Source organism: Alteromonas halophila, assembly GCF_014651815.1.
Lineage (GTDB): Bacteria > Pseudomonadota > Gammaproteobacteria > Enterobacterales > Alteromonadaceae > Alteromonas > Alteromonas halophila.
The window spans coordinates 435,012-452,919 of the sequence record NZ_BMXP01000001.1; the positions used below are offsets into that span (position 1 = coordinate 435,012).

14 protein-coding genes are annotated in these 17,908 nt (G+C 52.5%); 3 read left to right on the forward strand and 11 right to left on the reverse strand.

Annotation, left to right across the window (positions count from 1 at the left end; genetic code table 11):
* Window positions 1–240: 240 nt before the first annotated feature.
* From IE054_RS02020 to asnS, 7 genes are all read right to left on the reverse strand, one after another.
* Complete coding sequence (locus IE054_RS02020) at window positions 241–3,390, reverse strand: efflux RND transporter permease subunit (RefSeq protein ID WP_189403409.1); 3,150 nt, start codon at window positions 3,388–3,390, stop codon at window positions 241–243.
* Between the two features lie 12 nt (window positions 3,391–3,402).
* Window positions 3,403–4,557 carry an efflux RND transporter periplasmic adaptor subunit gene (locus tag IE054_RS02025; RefSeq protein WP_189403410.1) on the reverse strand — a complete coding sequence of 385 codons (1,155 nt, stop codon included), beginning with the start codon at window positions 4,555–4,557 and terminating at the stop codon, window positions 3,403–3,405.
* Window positions 4,558–4,708: 151 nt separating this feature from the next.
* Window positions 4,709–5,815 carry a GGDEF domain-containing protein gene (locus IE054_RS02030; RefSeq protein ID WP_189403411.1) on the reverse strand — a complete coding sequence of 369 codons (1,107 nt, stop codon included), beginning with the start codon at window positions 5,813–5,815 and terminating at the stop codon, window positions 4,709–4,711.
* A gap of 12 nt (window positions 5,816–5,827) precedes the next feature.
* A complete protein-coding gene (locus IE054_RS02035; protein WP_189403412.1) occupies window positions 5,828–6,397 on the reverse strand; it encodes a PqiC family protein in 570 nt (189 codons plus the stop codon).
* Window positions 6,397–8,040, reverse strand: a complete 1,644-nt coding sequence (pqiB, locus tag IE054_RS02040) for an intermembrane transport protein PqiB (RefSeq protein WP_189403413.1) — start codon at window positions 8,038–8,040, stop codon at window positions 6,397–6,399. Before pqiB ends, IE054_RS02035 begins: the two co-directional genes overlap by 1 nt.
* The gene (locus tag IE054_RS02045; protein ID WP_189403414.1) at window positions 8,037–9,179 is read right to left on the reverse strand and encodes a paraquat-inducible protein A; all 1,143 of its coding nucleotides are present in this window, start codon (window positions 9,177–9,179) and stop codon (window positions 8,037–8,039) included. The genes pqiB and IE054_RS02045 overlap by 4 nt, the downstream gene beginning before the upstream one ends.
* A gap of 216 nt (window positions 9,180–9,395) precedes the next feature.
* On the reverse strand, window positions 9,396–10,793 hold the full coding sequence (gene asnS, locus IE054_RS02050) for an asparagine--tRNA ligase (RefSeq protein ID WP_189403415.1): 1,398 nt from the start codon (window positions 10,791–10,793) through the stop codon (window positions 9,396–9,398).
* 250 nt (window positions 10,794–11,043) lie between these two features.
* Between asnS and IE054_RS02055 the strand changes: the two genes are divergently transcribed.
* Window positions 11,044–11,430 carry a hypothetical protein gene (locus IE054_RS02055; protein ID WP_189403416.1) on the forward strand — a complete coding sequence of 129 codons (387 nt, stop codon included), beginning with the start codon at window positions 11,044–11,046 and terminating at the stop codon, window positions 11,428–11,430.
* Window positions 11,431–11,475: 45 nt separating this feature from the next.
* Here the strand turns inward: IE054_RS02055 and IE054_RS02060 are convergent, their stop codons facing one another.
* On the reverse strand, window positions 11,476–12,447 hold the full coding sequence (locus tag IE054_RS02060; RefSeq protein WP_189403417.1) for a calcium/sodium antiporter: 972 nt from the start codon (window positions 12,445–12,447) through the stop codon (window positions 11,476–11,478).
* Between the two features lie 213 nt (window positions 12,448–12,660).
* Between IE054_RS02060 and IE054_RS02065 the strand changes: the two genes are divergently transcribed.
* Window positions 12,661–14,139 carry a RimK family ATP-grasp domain-containing protein gene (locus IE054_RS02065; RefSeq protein ID WP_189403418.1) on the forward strand — a complete coding sequence of 493 codons (1,479 nt, stop codon included), beginning with the start codon at window positions 12,661–12,663 and terminating at the stop codon, window positions 14,137–14,139.
* Window positions 14,136–15,296 (forward strand): GNAT family N-acetyltransferase/peptidase C39 family protein, encoded by a 1,161-nt coding sequence (locus IE054_RS02070; protein ID WP_189403419.1) that lies wholly within the window; start codon window positions 14,136–14,138, stop codon window positions 15,294–15,296. Before IE054_RS02065 ends, IE054_RS02070 begins: the two co-directional genes overlap by 4 nt.
* A 59-nt stretch (window positions 15,297–15,355) precedes the next feature.
* Here the strand turns inward: IE054_RS02070 and IE054_RS02075 are convergent, their stop codons facing one another.
* The 3 genes from IE054_RS02075 to bioA form a co-directional block, all read right to left on the reverse strand.
* The gene (locus tag IE054_RS02075; RefSeq protein WP_189403420.1) at window positions 15,356–15,637 is read right to left on the reverse strand and encodes a hypothetical protein; all 282 of its coding nucleotides are present in this window, start codon (window positions 15,635–15,637) and stop codon (window positions 15,356–15,358) included.
* 287 nt (window positions 15,638–15,924) lie between these two features.
* The gene (locus IE054_RS02080; protein ID WP_229804970.1) at window positions 15,925–16,464 is read right to left on the reverse strand and encodes a DUF2937 family protein; all 540 of its coding nucleotides are present in this window, start codon (window positions 16,462–16,464) and stop codon (window positions 15,925–15,927) included.
* Window positions 16,465–16,618: 154 nt separating this feature from the next.
* A complete protein-coding gene (bioA, locus tag IE054_RS02085; protein WP_444541874.1) occupies window positions 16,619–17,893 on the reverse strand; it encodes an adenosylmethionine--8-amino-7-oxononanoate transaminase in 1,275 nt (424 codons plus the stop codon).
* Window positions 17,894–17,908: the final 15 nt, after the last annotated feature.

The following is a 17,908-nucleotide window of genomic DNA, read 5'->3' on the forward strand; positions in this document are numbered from 1 at the left end:
AAGGCTCATGGTGAAATGCGCGTCCATTGGCTGTCCAGCCCCTGAACATTCAGGTAAGCGGACCGGTTAACTATGAAGGAGCGGGCACGTTTAATCAACAGATAGAAAGCGCTGTTCCAGGTTGAAGAAAATCACCAGGACACAGCGGCGCAGATAATAAAAAGGAGACCTCCAATGGGTCTCCTTTTTTGTTTACGTTGTCAGGTTAAGCCAGTAACGATGGTAACGGTGCCTCATTGCTCAGTTGACAAACTGGGTATCGGCGCCCGCACCGCCCTTCGTTTTGCGGCGGCTGATTTTACGCTTCACCCAGCTGAATGGGGCGCGCATATCCAGCAGAATCAGGTACAGACAAGGTACAAGAATCAGTGTTACCAGCGTGGCATACAGCACTGCAAAGCCAAGCGCCACCGCCATTGGAATGACAAAAGCCGCCTGCAAACTGGTTTCGAACATAATCGGCAGGACGCCGGCGAAGGTGGTAATAGAGGTCAGTGTAATTGCCCTGAAACGCGCGGTACCGGCCTCTGCGACAGCGTCTTTGAGGGCATAGCCCTGGGCGCGCCGCTGATTGACAAAGTCGGTCATGACCAGCGAGTCGTTAATGACAACACCCGCAGCAGCAATAAGGCCGAAGGTCGACATCATCGATAAGTCCAGATCCATCAGGTAGTGTCCCCAGATAGCGCCGGTAAGGCTAAACGGGATCACTGACATGATGATCAGTGGCTGCCCGTAACTTTTAAGCGGCACGGCCAGCAGAATATAGACAATGATCATAGCCGCCAGGAAAAACAGGATTTGCTCGTTCTGCTGGGCCTGCTGCTCCTCAATATCGCCCCCAAGTTCGGTCATCACAGAGGGGAAGTCGTCTTTAAGCTGTGGCAGCAGTTTCTCATCAATCTGTTTGACGACTTCATTCGGCTCCACTTTTTCTTCATCGATATTCCCCCACACATAGACGCTGCGGTAACCGCCTTCACGGCGTATATAACTGATACCGGGTTTTTCAGAAAGCTGTACCACATCGCCCAGCATCACCTCACGCCCCTGTGGGGTTTGAATAACGGTATATTTTAATTCGGCAAAGCGCTCCCGGGTAAGCTCGGGGTAACGTACCATGACCTTTACTTCTTCACCGTCGCGGATCACGCGCTGAGCCTCGCCACCATAAAAGCTGGCTCCAACCTGACTGGCGATGTTAGACAGTGTCAGTCCCAGATCGTATGCCACAGGCAGCAGGGTCATTTGTACTTCCTTGCTGGCCGGGTCAATGGTAGAACTCACATCAAACAGGCCATCCTGCTGTTGCAGCATTTCAATAAATTTAAGTCCTGCAGCATTCAGCGTAGCGATATCCGGTCCAAACAACAGGTAACCGAACTCACCGTCATCGCCGCCACCGTTGACATCATCGACAACGGTAAACGACTTCATGCCCGGAATTTCCGGAATGGCTTCGCGCCATTGTCGGGCCAGCTCAAAGGTATTAAAAGGGCGTTTATCTTCATGCACCAGTGGCACCACAATTCTGCCCTCAGTACGGTCGCGGTTAAACGCCAGCAGATCCCGTATCATACCCTGGCCGTGTTCCTGCTCGGTTTGAGCGTCAACCTCCATGATCGTGCTTTCAATGGTGCGCAGGGCATTGATCGTGGCCTCGTCCGACACATTTTCATTCATCTCAATGTTGACGCTTGGAAAATCATGCGGCACCTTCGGATTGGGCACCATGCGCACATAGTTGGCATTGATAAGGCCGATGCTGAGCATGAGCAGAGCAATAAATATCATTAGAACCGCCCAGCGCCAGTTAAGGGCCAGATCGACGAGTCGCCGGTAAGGGCCATGGATAAAGCCCTGGAAGCCGGAATTAAATTTGGCCCGCCAACTGTTGGGCTTTACCGGACTAAACCGGGTATGGGCAAGGTGGGCGGGCAGAATCAGTTTGGACTCGATCAGACTGAAGAACAAACACAGTATGACAACCACGGCGATATTGTAGAAAAATGCCCCATCAGGCCCGCTACTGAGTGTGAACGGCGCAAAAACGGCTATGGTAGTGAGCACGCCGAAGGTGGCCGGGGTAGCAACCCGTTTCGCGCCGCGAATGACATTCTCAGTGCCACCCCCTTTCTGCTCTATTTCCGTATAGGCACTCTCGCCAATGACAATGGCATCGTCTACCACAATCCCCAGGACCATAATAAAGGCAAACAGTGACAGAATGTTAATACTGATGCCAAAGAGCGGCATCATCATGACCGCGCCCAGAAAGCAAATCGGCAGACCCAGCATAACCCAGAACGCCAGCCGGAAACGCAGGAACAGGGTCAGCATCAGCGCTACCAGAATTGAGCCCTGAAACAGGTTTTTAAGCATCATGTCCAGACGTGCATTGAGGTAGTAGGTCATGTCTACCAGTACCTCCAGGCTCACGCCTTTTGGCAGTGTTTTATTGCGCTCTTCAATATAGTTTTTTACGGTTTCTGCCACCGGCACGATGTTCTGGTTTTTGGTGGCATTAACCGCAATATAAATGGCATTTTTGCCGCTGTACTTGAAGTAACGCTCCCCCTGGGTAAAGCCATCTCTGATGGTGGCAACGTCTGACAACAGCACTCTTGCACCGGCAGCGCCGGTCTTAACCGGAATAGCGGCAAATTCTTCGCCGTTATAGAACTGGTTTTCCACCCGAACCGAGATGATCCCAGAGTCGGTACGCAACTGTCCGGCAGACATATTGGCCGAATAGGCACGGATAGCAGCAGACACATCATTAATTGTCAGGTTGTACTTGCGCAGCATGTCGGGCTTGATCTCAACCGCGATTTCATCCTCAGGCGCGTTCAGGTCTACCAGGGCAACACTGCCAAGTTGCAGCAATTCGTCTTCGACTTCTTTGGCTATAGGTTTTAGTTCGGTCAGAGGCAGGTCGCCCACCAGTGGCATCTCTATGACCTGCTGCTGAAATTCACGCTGAGAAATGGTGACCGGCTCCATGTCAGCGGGGAAGGTCGCAATACTGTCTACCCGCAGTTTGACTTTGTCCAGTACATCGGTGAGCTCTTCGCCCTTATCAATCTCAAGTGTCACGGTGCCCGAGTTTCGGTATGCACGGGAGACGGTGCGCTTAATTTCAGTGACGTCTTTCAACGATTCTTCTATCTTGATCAGAATGCTTTCTTCTATTTCCTGCGGGGAAGCGCCAGGATATTGTGCAGAGACATTAATAAAATTGATTTCGATGTTCGGAAACATCTGACGCTGAATCGTAAAATAGCCGGCAACGCCCATGATGATGATAAATATCATCATCAGATTGGCTGCGACCGAATTACGCGCGAACCAGGAAATCATTCCTTTATGTGTATCGTAATCAGTGTTCATAGTCACTCCGCGCTATTTTGCGGCAGGGCGCTGGGCTACCAGGCCACCGTTTTCTTCGATGACTTTCACCGCCATCCCTTCCTGAGGGTACTCAGGCAGTGACATAACGACTTTTTCGCTGTTGAACTGACCCTGAATCAAAAAGTCGCTGCCTTCCTCACGCAGAATTTTTACCTGATGAGAGACCAGTTTGTTGTTGTCGTCGAGTGTCCACAGCTTGCTGCGATTGATCAGCTCCTGTGGAATGCGGTAGACATCGTCGAGGGTTTTGCCTTCAAAGGTGAGCGTGGCGTAGCTGCCAAACCTGACCACGGGTTTGTTGGTGCGTAAGCCATAGGGGTCGTCAATGCGGGCAACAAAATGCGTCATTCTGGTTGCCTGATCGACCGTGCCAAGGTCCCGGTGAATTACGGCAGAGACAGGCGCAGCGCCATGCGCATCCAAATCTACCCGGGCGGTCTTACCAATCATGTCACTGCCCAGAAACGGACGGTCGAAGCCTGCGACCGGAAAGGTGATTTCGGCTGTTTCAATGTTATTGAGCGTCGCCGCCACGGTACCGGTTGAGACAAAGTCACCTTTACCAATACTGCGCGAAACAATTAGCGCGTCATACGGCGCTTTTACATCGCAGTTTTCCAGATCGCGTCTGGCGATACGCAGTTGAGCTTCAGCGGACTTAACGGCTGCCTGGGCGGACAGCACCTGTGGCTTACGCAGGTATAAGTCGGTGACACGGGCGTCGGGCAGTGTTTTTGCCTCGCGCCTGGCAACATCAGCCTGTGCCTGCTCCTGAATCAGCTGCGCCTGAGCACTGGCCAGAGAGGCTTCAGCCTGAAGTAAGGCCGCCTCGTAGCTGTCTTTTTCAATACTAAACAGAGTTTCACCGCGTTCAACCAGTCCACCCGCAATGAAGTCAGGGTTCCAGGATACCACTTCACCCGTCACCTGAGCTGCAAGATTGGTTCGCTCCAGGGGGGTGACTTCACCGTAGGAAGAAATTGAGACTGTGTAATTTTCGGTGGTCAGATGTTCAATGGTGACAGTAGGCCGGGTATCGACCTCTTCAGTGACAACAGAATCAGATGCCGTCGCTTCAACCCCTTTCATGGCAAGATACCCGACAACTAAAATACCTATGGGGAGTGCAATTTTAATCCATTTCATGGTTGATACTGACTGGTTGGTAAAAGACAAGGCTATAATAGCGATTTTGAAGTGACCAGGCTTATACCAATTGTAACGAACTGTAAGCCGGGAGCTGATGGACATGCGGCATAGGTGAGTGAATCTGGCTACGGCCCGCCACGCGGAAGCGTTAGTCTGACAGGTCTGAAGAGGTGGTAACCTTATTTCGTCCTGCACGTTTTGCCTGGTACAGGGCGGTGTCCGCAAGAGACAAGACGCGGTCAAGCTTCGCATCCTGATTAAATTCGCAGACACCAAAGCTCGCCGAGACGTTGTGTGTGTGACCGTTGATCACAATAGGCTGTGCCTCCAGTGCCGTGCGCAGATGCTCGGCAACAAAGGCCGCACTGGCTTGTGGTGTGTCTGGCAGGATAAACAGAAACTCTTCGCCGCCCCAGCGGGCAACCACATCCTGTGCCCGCAGCCGATCAACGAACAACCTGGCGACACGCTGCAAAATAATGTCACCCACACTGTGCCCGAACTGATCATTGATGGATTTAAAGTGATCAATATCGGCCAGTACCAGGCTAAAGGGGCGGCCATTGCGCTGGATCCGCCGGCTTTCCTGATCAATGTGCGCATAGGCGCCGCGGCGGTTAGGTAACTGAGTGAGCTGATCATGCAGCGCCTGTTGTTCAAACTCTTCGCGCAATGACACCGCTCTGACGTAGGTGGTTTCCCGGCTGCATTCATAAAAGGCCGACAGAAAGGTGATGGTCATAAACGACAACAGGAGCCGGGTCTTGAACTCCGGGCTGTAGACGGTGAGCAGCAAGGCATCATGGGGGGAAAAGAGGATAAAAACCATCAGTAAAATAAAGGCACAGACAATCATCAGCCCACGTTTGAAGCCAGCAAAAAAAAGGGTGACCGGCGGCACCGTATATATCCACAAGGGCCCTGTATTCGCCACGCCGCCTGTGACCAGCAAAAAGGCCATAAGCAGCATCAGGCAGCCCAGCAGCACAATCATACTGATTAACCTGCCGGTCTGATTTTTCATCGTCTGCTGAACGATGTGGGCGCTGGCAAAGAGCAGGGTGCTCAGCAGCAATAAGGCGGCCAGTATCCAGCTTGCCTCGGTCAGGGCACGGATCCCCAACAGGCAGGTGATGGTGACACCGACCACAGAAAACAGGTTTACCACCATAATCCGGCGGTTTACGTCTTCATCTAACTGCGGATGTGTACCACGGTTGATGAAGGTCAGAAATAACCGTTTCAATTTGCTCATATGCGGGAACTACTATTCACTAATCTCACTGCCAAGTCGCGCGCCAAGCTCGGTAATGAGGGTGCGCATTTTTGCCACGCTGTGGGCAAAGCCATCTTGCGTGAGTGTGGTGCGATAGTCAAAAGTCCTGAGCGTATCTTTTTGTCCCGGATAGGCAATAATGTACTCGCCTTTCAAGATTAGCTGGCCTTCCCAGGAGGGAATGAAATCATCAATAATGATGCTAAGCGTAACCGGGGATGGGCTGGCCTGATGTCTGTCGGGGGTAACCACGGCGATTTGCTGGTCACGCAGCGCGTTCGTCAACAGCCGGTGGATAGCTTCATCCTGCGGGCTTGACCAGACGTGCTGGGAGGCGAAATGTAAGGTGGTCGGGCTGGTCTGATAGGCAAGCTGGCGCTGACGCAGGTAATCGGGCAGGGTAATATCACCCAGCACCACGGCTATCTGACTGTCAGGTTGTGAAGACTGTGCAGCCTGCGGACTGTGCAGCATATAATAGTGCAACTCTACGGCGCGACTGGCGCAGCCGCCCAGTATCGTTAGTATGCCTATCAGGACTAATCGTCGAAGCACTGGCATCACTTATTCTCCTTTTTCGCTGCTTTGGGCTGCAGCTCCTGCTCGCGGTTATCAGTAAAAATCAGGCTGTTCGGTGCCTGGTTCAGTTGCAATAATAATGGCTGCAGGTTGCGCATGGTGTCTTGCATTGCATCGACCGTTTGTTTAATTTCATTGCTGCTGAGCCCGCCTTCCGAATAGTTTCTTACCAGCTTATTCAGATTTTCAAGCATCTGATTGAGGTTGGTATTGAGTGCCTTAGCATCAATGTCGGCGATCAGCGCATCGAAATCATCACCGGCATTTTCTACTGACTCTGCCGCCACTTTCATCTGCGTTACAGCCACGGCGACCTGATCAACCATGTCATTCAGGGGCAGGGCGTTAATTTTATCCAGAATGGCATCTGCTTTCTGTGTCAGTTGCGTAAACTCGTTGGATATGGTCGGAATGACGTCGATACCGTTTACCTGACGAAGTGGCTGAGGATCGACCCCTTCGATATGTTGCAGGTCGACGTACAGACCGCCGGTCAGAATGTTGCCCATTCGCAGTGAGGCCCGCAAGTCACTGCTCAACCAGTTATTCATAGTGGCTTTAACAATCTCCAGTCCTGCCTGATTATCCTTTTGATGGACTTTACCAGGATAAATACTGATAAGTACCGGGATTGGATAGTCTTCCTGCATGACATTACCGCGTACCGAGTCGATGGCATTGATGGCCTCTACCTGGCCAATTTCCAGTCCCCGGTATTCGACCGGCGCACCGACTTTCAGCCCTCTGACACTCTCTTCAATCATCAGCATGTAACTGGCCGCAATTTCGTAGCGTGCGTTAGCAGCGGCCGACGCGTCTTCATAAATCGTAAAGTTAGCGTTTTCACTGACCTGCTTTCCATCAGACACGCCCTCAGGAATGCCAAAGGTAATGCCGTTGGCAAGTAAGGTCTCCAGACTGCCCGTTTCTACGGTAATGCCACTGGATTCAAGCCTGAAGCGGATACCACTGACATTCCAGAAACGGGTATTTTCAGTGATAAGCCGGTGGTAGGGGGCTTCAATAAAGGCATCATAGTAAACCACCCGATCATTGATATCGAACACTGCATCTTCAAACTCACCGACCTTAAACCCCTTGTAAATTATCGGATCGCCTGACTTATAGGCGAAGGCATCGTCAGACTTGAGTGTGACATGCAGTCCCGGCGTACCCGGTGGGGTTACGGGAGGGCGAGTGAGGGCAACAAAGTTTAATTGCTCATCGCCGCTGTCGTCGGCTGACATAGCAATGTAGCTGCCGGAAAACAGTGTATTGAGGCCAGACACTTCTGAAAAGCTGATGCGTGGTGCGACCACCCAGAATTCGGTATTCTCGGTCAGAAGGTGCGAAGCGCTCGCGTCAATACGCGCCTCTACTAAAACACCATTTAAATCGGGTTTTAATGAGATTTTCTTTACCTGACCCACGTCCAGATCACGGACTTTCACTGGCGTTTTATTGACCTCAATACCGTTAGCAGAAGGGAGCTCAATGGTGATCATGGGTCCCTGATTACTCCACTGGTAAAACACCATCCAGGCGCCAATGATGACGGCGGCGAGTGGCACCAGCCATATTTTCGATACGCGGGACGTGGACGCGACGTGAGCATCTTCTGTCATGATAACTGCTTCCTGTTAAACCAGATCAGCCGGGAGTCAAAGGTCATTGCGGCGATCATGGTGATAAATACGACGGCGCAAAACGCCAGTGCTGCCTGACCAGGGTAGACTGATAAACTGTTTCCGGACTGAATGAGTGCGACCAGTACGGCGACCACGAATACGTCGATCATTGACCAGCGGCCAATATATTCAGTGATACGGTAATAGCGCATACGTAATCGTTTACTGCGCTGGTGCTGGGCCTGCACGGTATAATTCAGCCAGCCGAGCATAGCAATTTTGGCAACCGGGACAATAACGCTGGCAATGAGTATGATCAGTGCCACTGGGTAAGAACCGGCGTCCCACAGACGAATCACGCCGCCAATAATGGTATTGGGTTCGATGCGTCCGAATAATTCAGTTTGCATGATAGGCAGCATGTTAGCCGGTATATAAAGTAGCGCGGCGGTGATCAGCAAAGCCCAGGTACGCTGAATGCTCCACGAGGCTGCCTGGCTGTCCATATCGGGCGGCGGCGGTGGTGAGCCACGGTGTAGCCACAACGCAAAATCGTTGCTGTTGTAGTGCACCAGCGCAGCCGTCATGCATACGCTGAACCCGATAAAGGCATAAAATGACAGCCCGATGGCGACATCTGCCATTTCGGTAATTTTGATCAGACTTACCAGCGTACCAACCAGGAAAATTTCCGCCATACTCCAGGGCAGCATGGCGTCAACCAGTCGCCTGATACGAAATACTGCGGGCGGGCGCGTACCACCCAGACGGGCTATCGACAACATACTGAAACCAAGTAATACCAGACCCGGCAGTATCAGCGTGGCGATGCCCGTAATAATGGCCAGCGACAATGCGTCATGAGCGATGAGTACGTTAAGTCCGCCGGGCAAATCAATACTGTGTTGTTGTCCGCTGGCTCGAAACGAAAGAAAATTAAATGGCAGTGACAAAAATAAAAACACCAGAGCACTTATGCTTAACGCCAGCAGTTTCTCTGTTTGCCGGCGGCGCGCGACCAGCAAAGTGTGCCCGCAGCGTGGACACAGGGCACGCTGGCGATGCGCAAGCTCAGGCAGCTGTACACTATGCTGACACTGTGCACAGATCACTGTTGTAGGTGTATTGTCGGGCATTACCTGCTGCTGTTTCCTTTTCGCTGGTGGCGTTTAAGTTCCTGAATTATCAACGAAGAAAATACGTATTGAGACAGAATACCGGATCTGTCCGGGACCGCAAACAGCTTTATCAGCAGCGGACATGATGCGCAGGCGCGGCGCATAGTGAAAAGGCGGGTAAAAAAAAGCGCCGTCATAACACGGCGCCTTTCGAAGGTCAGTCTGGCAGCGAACTCAGAAATTCGCACTGCCTGGTGTGCGCGGGAAGGGGATCACGTCACGCACGTTCTGCATGCCGGTGACATACGCCACCAGTCGCTCAAAGCCCAGGCCAAATCCGGCGTGAGGGACGGTGCCATAGCGGCGTAAATCGCGATACCAGGCATAATCTTCTTTTGATAAGCCCATGTCGTCAAGACGACGATCAAACACATCCAGTCGTTCTTCACGTTGTGAGCCACCGATGATTTCACCGATACCCGGCGCAAGGACGTCCATCGCTGCCACGGTTTTATTGTCATCGTTAATGCGCATATAGAACGCTTTAATATCTTTCGGGTAGTTTTGCATGATAATCGGCGCTCCGACATGTTCTTCGGCCAGATAGCGCTCATGCTCTGATGACAGATCCACACCCCACTCGACAGGAAACTCAAACTGTTTGCCGCTGTTTTGCAGAATCTCGATGGCATCGGTGTAATCCATCCTGACAAACTCTGCATTGACCAGGTTTTCCAGACGGGATACGGCATCCTTATTAATTCGCTGTGCAAAAAATGCCATGTCGTCAGCCCGCTCTTCCAGTACGGCTTTACACACGTACTTCAGCATGTCTTCTGCCAGTTGCGCGATATCTGCCAGCTCAGCAAACGCGACTTCCGGCTCAATCATCCAGAACTCCGCCAGGTGGCGCGACGTGTTGCTGTTTTCGGCGCGGAATGTCGGGCCAAAGGTATAGACCTTGGACATTGCGCTGCAATAGGTTTCAACGTTCAGCTGGCCAGAAACCGTCAGGTAGGTTTCCTTGCCGAAGAAGTCTTCACTGTAATCGACATTGCCTTTGTCATCACGCGGGAGGTTCATCATGTCCAGTGTGCTGACACGGAACAGTTCACCCGCCCCCTCAGTATCGCTGGCCGTGATCACCGGCGTGCTTATCCAGTAATAGCCGTGCTCGTGAAAGAAGCGGTGCAGGGCCTGTGACAGACAGTTGCGAATACGGGTCACTGCACCAATCACATTGGTACGGGGACGCAGGTGCGCAAACTCGCGCAGGTATTCAATGGAGTGACGCTTGGCAGCCATCGGGTAGGTGTCCGGGTTTTCTACCCAGCCTATAACTTCTATGCTTTGCGCCTCGATTTCGAGCGACTGCCCGGCGCCCTGTGATTCTTTTACTGTGCCTGTGACAGCCAGTGAACAGCCTGTCGTAAGGCGCTGGACATCCGCATAGTTAGACAGGGTATTGAGGGCTACAACCTGAATGGGATCGAAGCAACTGCCATCGTGCAGTGCAATAAACGACAGCCCTGCTTTGGAGTCACGGCGGGTCCGTACCCAGCCTTTCACTGTCACTGATTCGCCTTGTGCGTACTTGCCTTTGAGTACGTCGACAACGGGCGTATGCGTCATGTCTCTTTCTCCGTTAGTTAAAACTTTTCTCCGCTGCCGTATCTTCGCACACTCATCAAACCGAATACACCGTGTCGGGCACTTTGTAAAAGGCCTGCTGTCGGAGTATAAGTGATAGTGCAGATCGCATATGCCTGGCGATGTGAACACACGAAAGTGCTGTCTCGTATATTCTAAGAGATATTGCAGCTATACAGATGCAGGCTAGTATACTCAACCAACGCATGGATACCAGAGTTTGGGATGACAAATGGGCAATAAAAACACAATTTCCACACAGTCAGACCGGCGGCAGTTGCCACGCAGGCAGGACATGGTTTACCGGGGCGTCATCACATTAAACGTGATTGCCTGGCTGATGCTGGTGGTCGCACTTATTTTGTTTCATTTCGCCCGGCCCGACTTTGTCAGTGGTGTTCAGCAGTACTGGGGGATTGAAGGCGACACAGCCTGGTCACAGGGCTATTTGACAGCACTGCAGGGAACACTGCTGGTCTGTGTCGGACTGACATTGCTTAGTATGATCCTGCGCCGCCACCGGACACGGCGTCAGGCGGACCGGTTTGGTGCAAACCTTTTCATTCTTGCACTACTTGCCGCCATAAGCCTTATTATGATCAATACAATCTCTCCCTGAGTGAACGGGTACCCATGAGCGCACCCGTTGTGTTTGCTTGTCTGTCTAGTTAATAAATGCGCTGTTGATCAGAATAACGGTGTAGATAATATACGCGACGGTAAACGCGCCTCCTTCCAGACGGTTCAGGCGACCCTGCCCACGAATGCCGATGCAAAAAATGAAGAGGGCCACGGTGCTGGCCAGCATGACCAGAATATCGCGGTATAAAAAGTCACTGGTGACGGTCATCGGCTGGATCATGCCGGCGATACCCACCACCGCGAGGGTATTAAACATATTGGAGCCAATCACATTGCCCAGCGCCAGGTCATGTTCGCCTTTTTTGACTGCCATCAGCGATGAAGCCAGTTCGGGCAGGGAGGTGCCAATGGCGATAATCGTCAGGCCAATAACCGTATCGCTGACGCCGAAGAAGGTGGCCACCTCGACCGCGCCCCAGACCAGGATCCGCGAACTAGCGATAAGTGCCAGCAAGCCAACCAGTAACCACACCACATGCGTTTTTACTGGGTCCTTATCGTTACGCAACTCTTCGCTGTATTCATCTGACAGCGCATCTTTGCCACCCCGGATGCCTTGCCAGATGCTCCAGGAAATAAGCAGAATAAACAGCCCCATTAGTGAGAATGCGTCGTCTTTTGACAGTTGCATGTCCAGCAACTGCCAGGCCGCAAAAAAGGTAATGCCGAGCAGTACCGGAATTTCTTTTCGTATAATTTCAGAGCGTACGGCAATTGGGCTGATGAGCGCAGTAAGGCCCAGGATCAACAAAATGTTGGCGATGTTCGAGCCAAATGCGTTGCCCAGCGCGATGCCTGAGTTGCCCTGAACGGCGGCAAAGATAGACACGATAATTTCCGGCGCGGACGTGCCAAACCCGATAATTAGCATGCCGATGAGCAATGGCGAGACACCGAAGTGATTTGCGACCGCTGCAGCGCCTCCCACAAACTTACCGGCACTCCACAGTAAAACCGGCAGGCCAATGATGATGGCAAGACTGGCAAGAATCATAACTACTCCTAGAGGCTACCTGATTTATGACCTGGTGCTGTTACCGTGACCCAAATCAGATTTTATTGTCTTAACGATGAAAAAATCCCGTGCGCAAAGCGCTATGCAAAACAGAGATTTGCAGTAAACTCGCGATCACGGACGGACTGGTGAATGCGCCAGAACCGAACCCTAAAGTTTAACTTATTCAGCTATTTATAGAAGCGTTTTTATATGCACAACACCCTTATTGTGGTCGACGACCCGACACTGTTCAATGAAACGGGTCTGACGGTACTGACGTTTGACAGCTATCTGTCTGACTTTCCGAAAAAGGACGAACCGAAAACCCGGGTCATTAACCTGTGTGATACGTCGCACTACCTCAGTGAGGGCTACTATTGCTCGCTTCTGGCGCAGGCGAGAAACCATGTTGTGCTTCCCAGCGTCAATACTATTAATGACTTACGTAGTGACAGTGATGGTCAGATCGGTCAGATTCCGATTCCAGGGCATATTTCTGTTCCCAAAGAGGCACAAAGCGGTGCGCCATTTATGGTTTTCTTTGGTGAAACGGACACGCCGGCATTAAAACGCCTCGCCCGTCTGGCGTTTGAAAGCTACCCCTGCCCGGTGCTGGAAGTTACCCTCCATGCAACCAGTGCCGATGGTTCTGCACCGATGTCGCAGCGCGTTGAATTTATGACCTGCACTCCGCAGGCGCTGACGCAGCTGAGCGGCGCGCTTCAGCAACGCTGTATTGCAGCAATTGGCAAGTATACCCAAAAGCAATGGCGCGCGTCGCGCAAAGGCAAACCAGCGCGCTGGGATATGGCCATTCTGGTGAATCCGGCTGAGCCCACACCGCCAAGCGATCAGAAAGCATTACGCCAGTTTGTTAAAGCGGCAGAAAACGCAGGATTTCAGGCTGATGTGGTGCAGCGTCTGTCTCCGGAAGAACTGGGGCATTATGATGCGTTGTTCATTCGCGAGACCACCGCCATTGATCATCATACTTACCGGCTGGCCAGAGCGGCAGAGCGAGAAGGCATTGTCGTGATGGATGACACACAATCGATTTTACGCTGCTGTAATAAGGTGTATTTGCAGGACGCATTTACTTATCACAATGTGCCTGCACCGAAAGCGCAGTTTGTTTCCAGCGCGGATGAGGCGACCTGTGCGCTGCTAATCGACACTTTTGGATTGCCGCTGGTGTTAAAACTGCCGGAAAGTTCGTTTTCCCGTGGCGTGCACAAAGCGCAGTCCGCTGACGAACTGAAACACTACCTGACCGACATGCTGAAAGTATCGGCGCTGGTGCTGGTTCAGGAATACATTTATACCGAGTTTGACTGGCGAATAGGTATGCTGGCCGGTAAGCCGATCTACGCCTGTCAGTACTTTATGGCGCGCAATCACTGGCAAATTTATCATCACGAAGGCGAGCGCTTCAGCTCGGGTGATTTCAAAACCATGCCAACCTTTGAGGTGCCTAAGCCGGTACTCAATGCCGCCATTAAAGCGGCAAAAACTGTTGGTGATGGCCTGTACGGCGTCGACATTAAACAGTCGGGGAATAAAGTGTACGTTATTGAAGTGAATGACAATCCAAGCATAGATGCAGGGATAGAAGATAAATACCTGGGTAAAGAGTTATATGCACTCATTATGCAGGAATTTGCCAGCCGTCTGGAGCGCCGGGGCCGATGAACGCGCGTCCGGAACACCGCGCGTCAGAAGCCGACGACATTGTGCTGCGTGCGGCGCAGCCGGCGGATCTGGAGGCACTCGTCGCCATTGAAAATCGCTGCTTCAGCACCGACCGGCTAAGTCGGCGCAGACTCAGGTATTACATTGAAGCATCACATGCCGTGATGATGGTCGCTGTCCAGCCTGACGCAGCAAAAGGCGCCTCGGTGACAGGGTATGCTCTGTTGTTACTGCGCAGAGGCACGCAGCTTACCCGACTTTATTCTGTAGCCGTGTTGCCGGAAGCGCGGGGCCGGGGACTGGCAGAAAAGCTGATTGTGGCGCTTGAGGAGCGGGCGCTTGCGAAGGGAAAGCGCTTTATGCGACTGGAAGTGGCGAGCAACAATATAAGCGCGATCGCCCTGTATGAACGGCTCGGCTTCCACCGTTTTGGTTTGTATCCCGATTACTACGATGATCACAGTGATGCGTTGCGGATGCAGAAAACCCTTGTCAATACTGGTGGTACGTGCCGCCAGCCGCCTTATCCCTGGTATCAGCAAACCACGGAATTTACCTGTGGGCCAGCTGCTCTGATGATGGCGCTCAGTGAACTTGGCCATGCACTGCCCATGACACAGCACAGCGAGCTCACTGTGTGGCGGCGCGCCACAACCATCTATATGACATCAGGACACGGAGGCTGCCACCCCATCGGTCTGGCTTTGGCGGCAGCGGATCATGGTGTTACTGCAGAGGTGTGGCTGAATGCCGGTTTGCCGCTGTTCGTTGAAGGGGTTCGCAATAAGGACAAGAAGAAAGTGCTGACGTTTGTGGAGAACAGCTTTGAATCAGAAGCGAAGGCGCAGCACATCCCAGTCCAGCAGTTTGACTGGAAACTGGATGATCTTATTAACGCAATGGACGAGGGTGCAAAGCCCGTTTGTCTTATCAGTACCTACGCGTTTGATCGTAAAAAAGCGCCACACTGGGTAACGGTAACGGGGTATGACAGGCACAATGTCTACCTGCATGATCCTGATGCCGACGGCAGGCCTCCGGTCGAGTGCCAGCATCTGCCCGTTGCCAGGGAAGATTTCATGCGTCTGGCCAGCTACGGTCAACGCAAAGTGCGTGCGCTGGTGCTACTGCGTGACAGGCGCACAAGCAAAGCATGAAGATCCTGCAGCGGCTGTACCTGCCACCGCAGGGTCAATCCGGGGCGTGGCGTGGATGACTAATGTCGCGCCTGCGATTGCTGAACCTGGGTATTGAGGTTATCGAGTTGTGACACCATACTCTGCAACTCGCCGACGGTGCCTGAGAAGGTGGTCGGTTTATTGCTGGCCGAGCCTTTGGCCGCATGATCGAACAAACTGCCGGCATCAAAACAGGCGGTTTTCGCAGTAAGCGCGTTCCATTCGCTCAGCAGCGACGAGGGGATACAGTGACGTTTTGCCATCAATTTGTCTCTGATTTGCAACACTCTGCCTACTAATAACGTTGCTTCACTAGTCATCTTTTTTACCTTACTAACAGCTTACTTCATTCCAGCCCTCATAAACCGGGCTGATAACATCAGTGTAGTCGATGAACCGGCCCTGTGAGGTACATACTCAAATGGATAAGTAGCAAAAATGATACCTGAATGAAAATTAAGCAGGCGAAGAGGGTGGGAAGATCAGGATTCGGCAGATGAGGCGGGCTGCGAGCGTGTAGTGTGTTGCATGCGTGTTTGGCCCGACATGGCGGGGGTATAGCAATTGCAATGTCAGGTTGCACGCGAACCCGCGCTCAGCGCATCCATCAGGCTGATTGGGAATACTGCTTTTTGCGATGATGGTGTCGATACAGCTTCACACAGCCACATGCACCAAGGTAGGGCAGCCAGATCAGTAAATTTAACAGGATTGCGGTAATGACACTGTAAATTATGGCTGCTGGCGTAAGTGGTACCGAAGGGGAGAAGTTATCCAGCACCCGTTTCAGAGTGGCCGCGTGCGCCGGATTAAACATATACCAAGCCTGCTCGTAATAATGCCCCTGTTGCAGTGTTTGCATGGCAGTTTGCATCGCCGCCAGCTGCTCGAGTGTTGCCCGCTTATTTTCTGCATCGGCGCGGATCAGCGCTTCGGGATTTTGCTCAAGTGCGGAAATCATACTTTCAACTGACGGGTAGCCGAAATCATCTGCCAGACGCTGATAACCCGACACCTGCTGCTGACTGGCGTCAATGTAGCCGCTTAAATACTGACGGTAATGATCAGCGAGAATGGGAATTTGCAGCGCAACCAGCAACAGCGCTGAAAAAATCAGCTTGTCGGCTAAGCGAATGACGATTCCCATAATTACTCCTGCTGGCTGAAGAGAGTGAAAGCGCACGCCTGCCCGCAAGTGTGGGCATCACGCTGCGCGTATATTGCGGCCGTACAGCGCCCGCGCCGTTTGCGGAGGGCATGCTAACCGCATGTTCATCAGACTAGCAGACGTTGTGTCAGGGTTACACGCTTTGGCGCAGGGCATCATACATCGCTGATGTCAGTGTTTTACACTGGGCTTCGCTGATAATATACGGCGGCATTATATATACCAGTTTACCGAAGGGACGGATCCACACGCCGCTATTGACGAAATGACGCTGGATAGTGGCGACGTCCGCGGCCTGATGAGTTTCCACCACACCAATTGCGCCCAGAATGCGCATATCAGCGACAGCGGGCAGTGCCAGACAGGGCTTCAAGCCGTCGGTCAGCCACTGCTCAATACTGGCGACCTGCTGATGCCAGTGACCCTCATTGATAATATCCAGGCTGGCACCGGCCACCGCGCAGGCCAGCGGGTTACCCATGTAGGTTGGTCCGTGCATAAACACGCCGGGTTCGCCCTGACAGACGCCCAGCGCTACGTCATCGGTACACAGTGTGGCTGCCAGGGTCATGTAGCCCCCGGTCAGGGCTTTACCCAGACACATGATATCCGGGCTGATACCGGCATGTTCGCAGGCAAAGAGTTTACCGGTCCGGCCAAAGCCGGTGGCAATTTCATCACAAATCAGTAATACGTCGTACTGATCACATAACTGTCTTGCACGCTTCAGGTACTCTGGGTGGTAGATCCGCATGCCGCCGGCACCCTGTACCACCGGCTCAAGGATCATGGCTGCCATTTCATGATGGTGCTGTTCGAAGAGTTCCTGCAGGGGTAAAATATCGTCTTCACTGAAGGTCTGATCAAAGCGGGTTTGCGGTGCCGGCGCAAATATCTGCGTATTCAGTACGCTTGAAAACAGGCTGTGCATGCCGTTCACGGGATCGCAGACCGACATTGCGGCAAAGGTATCGCCGTGATAACCATTACGCGGACTGACGATACGGTGTTTTTCAGCGCGCCCCTGACAGGCCCAGTACTGAATGGCCATTTTAATCGCAACCTCGACCGAGACTGAGCCAGAGTCGGCAAGAAATACCCGCGACAGGCCGGGCGGTGCCATGTCGAGCAGCTTGCGGCACAGCGATACGGCGGGATCATGGGTCAGGCCACCGAACATGACGTGAGAAAATGCATCAATCTGCGCATGTGCGGCTTTGTTGAGTTGTGGGTGGTTATAGCCATGAATAGCAGCCCACCAGCTGGACATACCGTCAATCAGGGTTTCGCCCGATGCCAGACTGATGGTTGCCCCTTCCGCGCCAGTAACTTCGTAACAGGGAAGTGGTGACACCGATGAGGTGTAGGGGTGCCAGATGTGCTGTCGATCAAAATCAATATTGTTCAAAATGTAACCACCAGT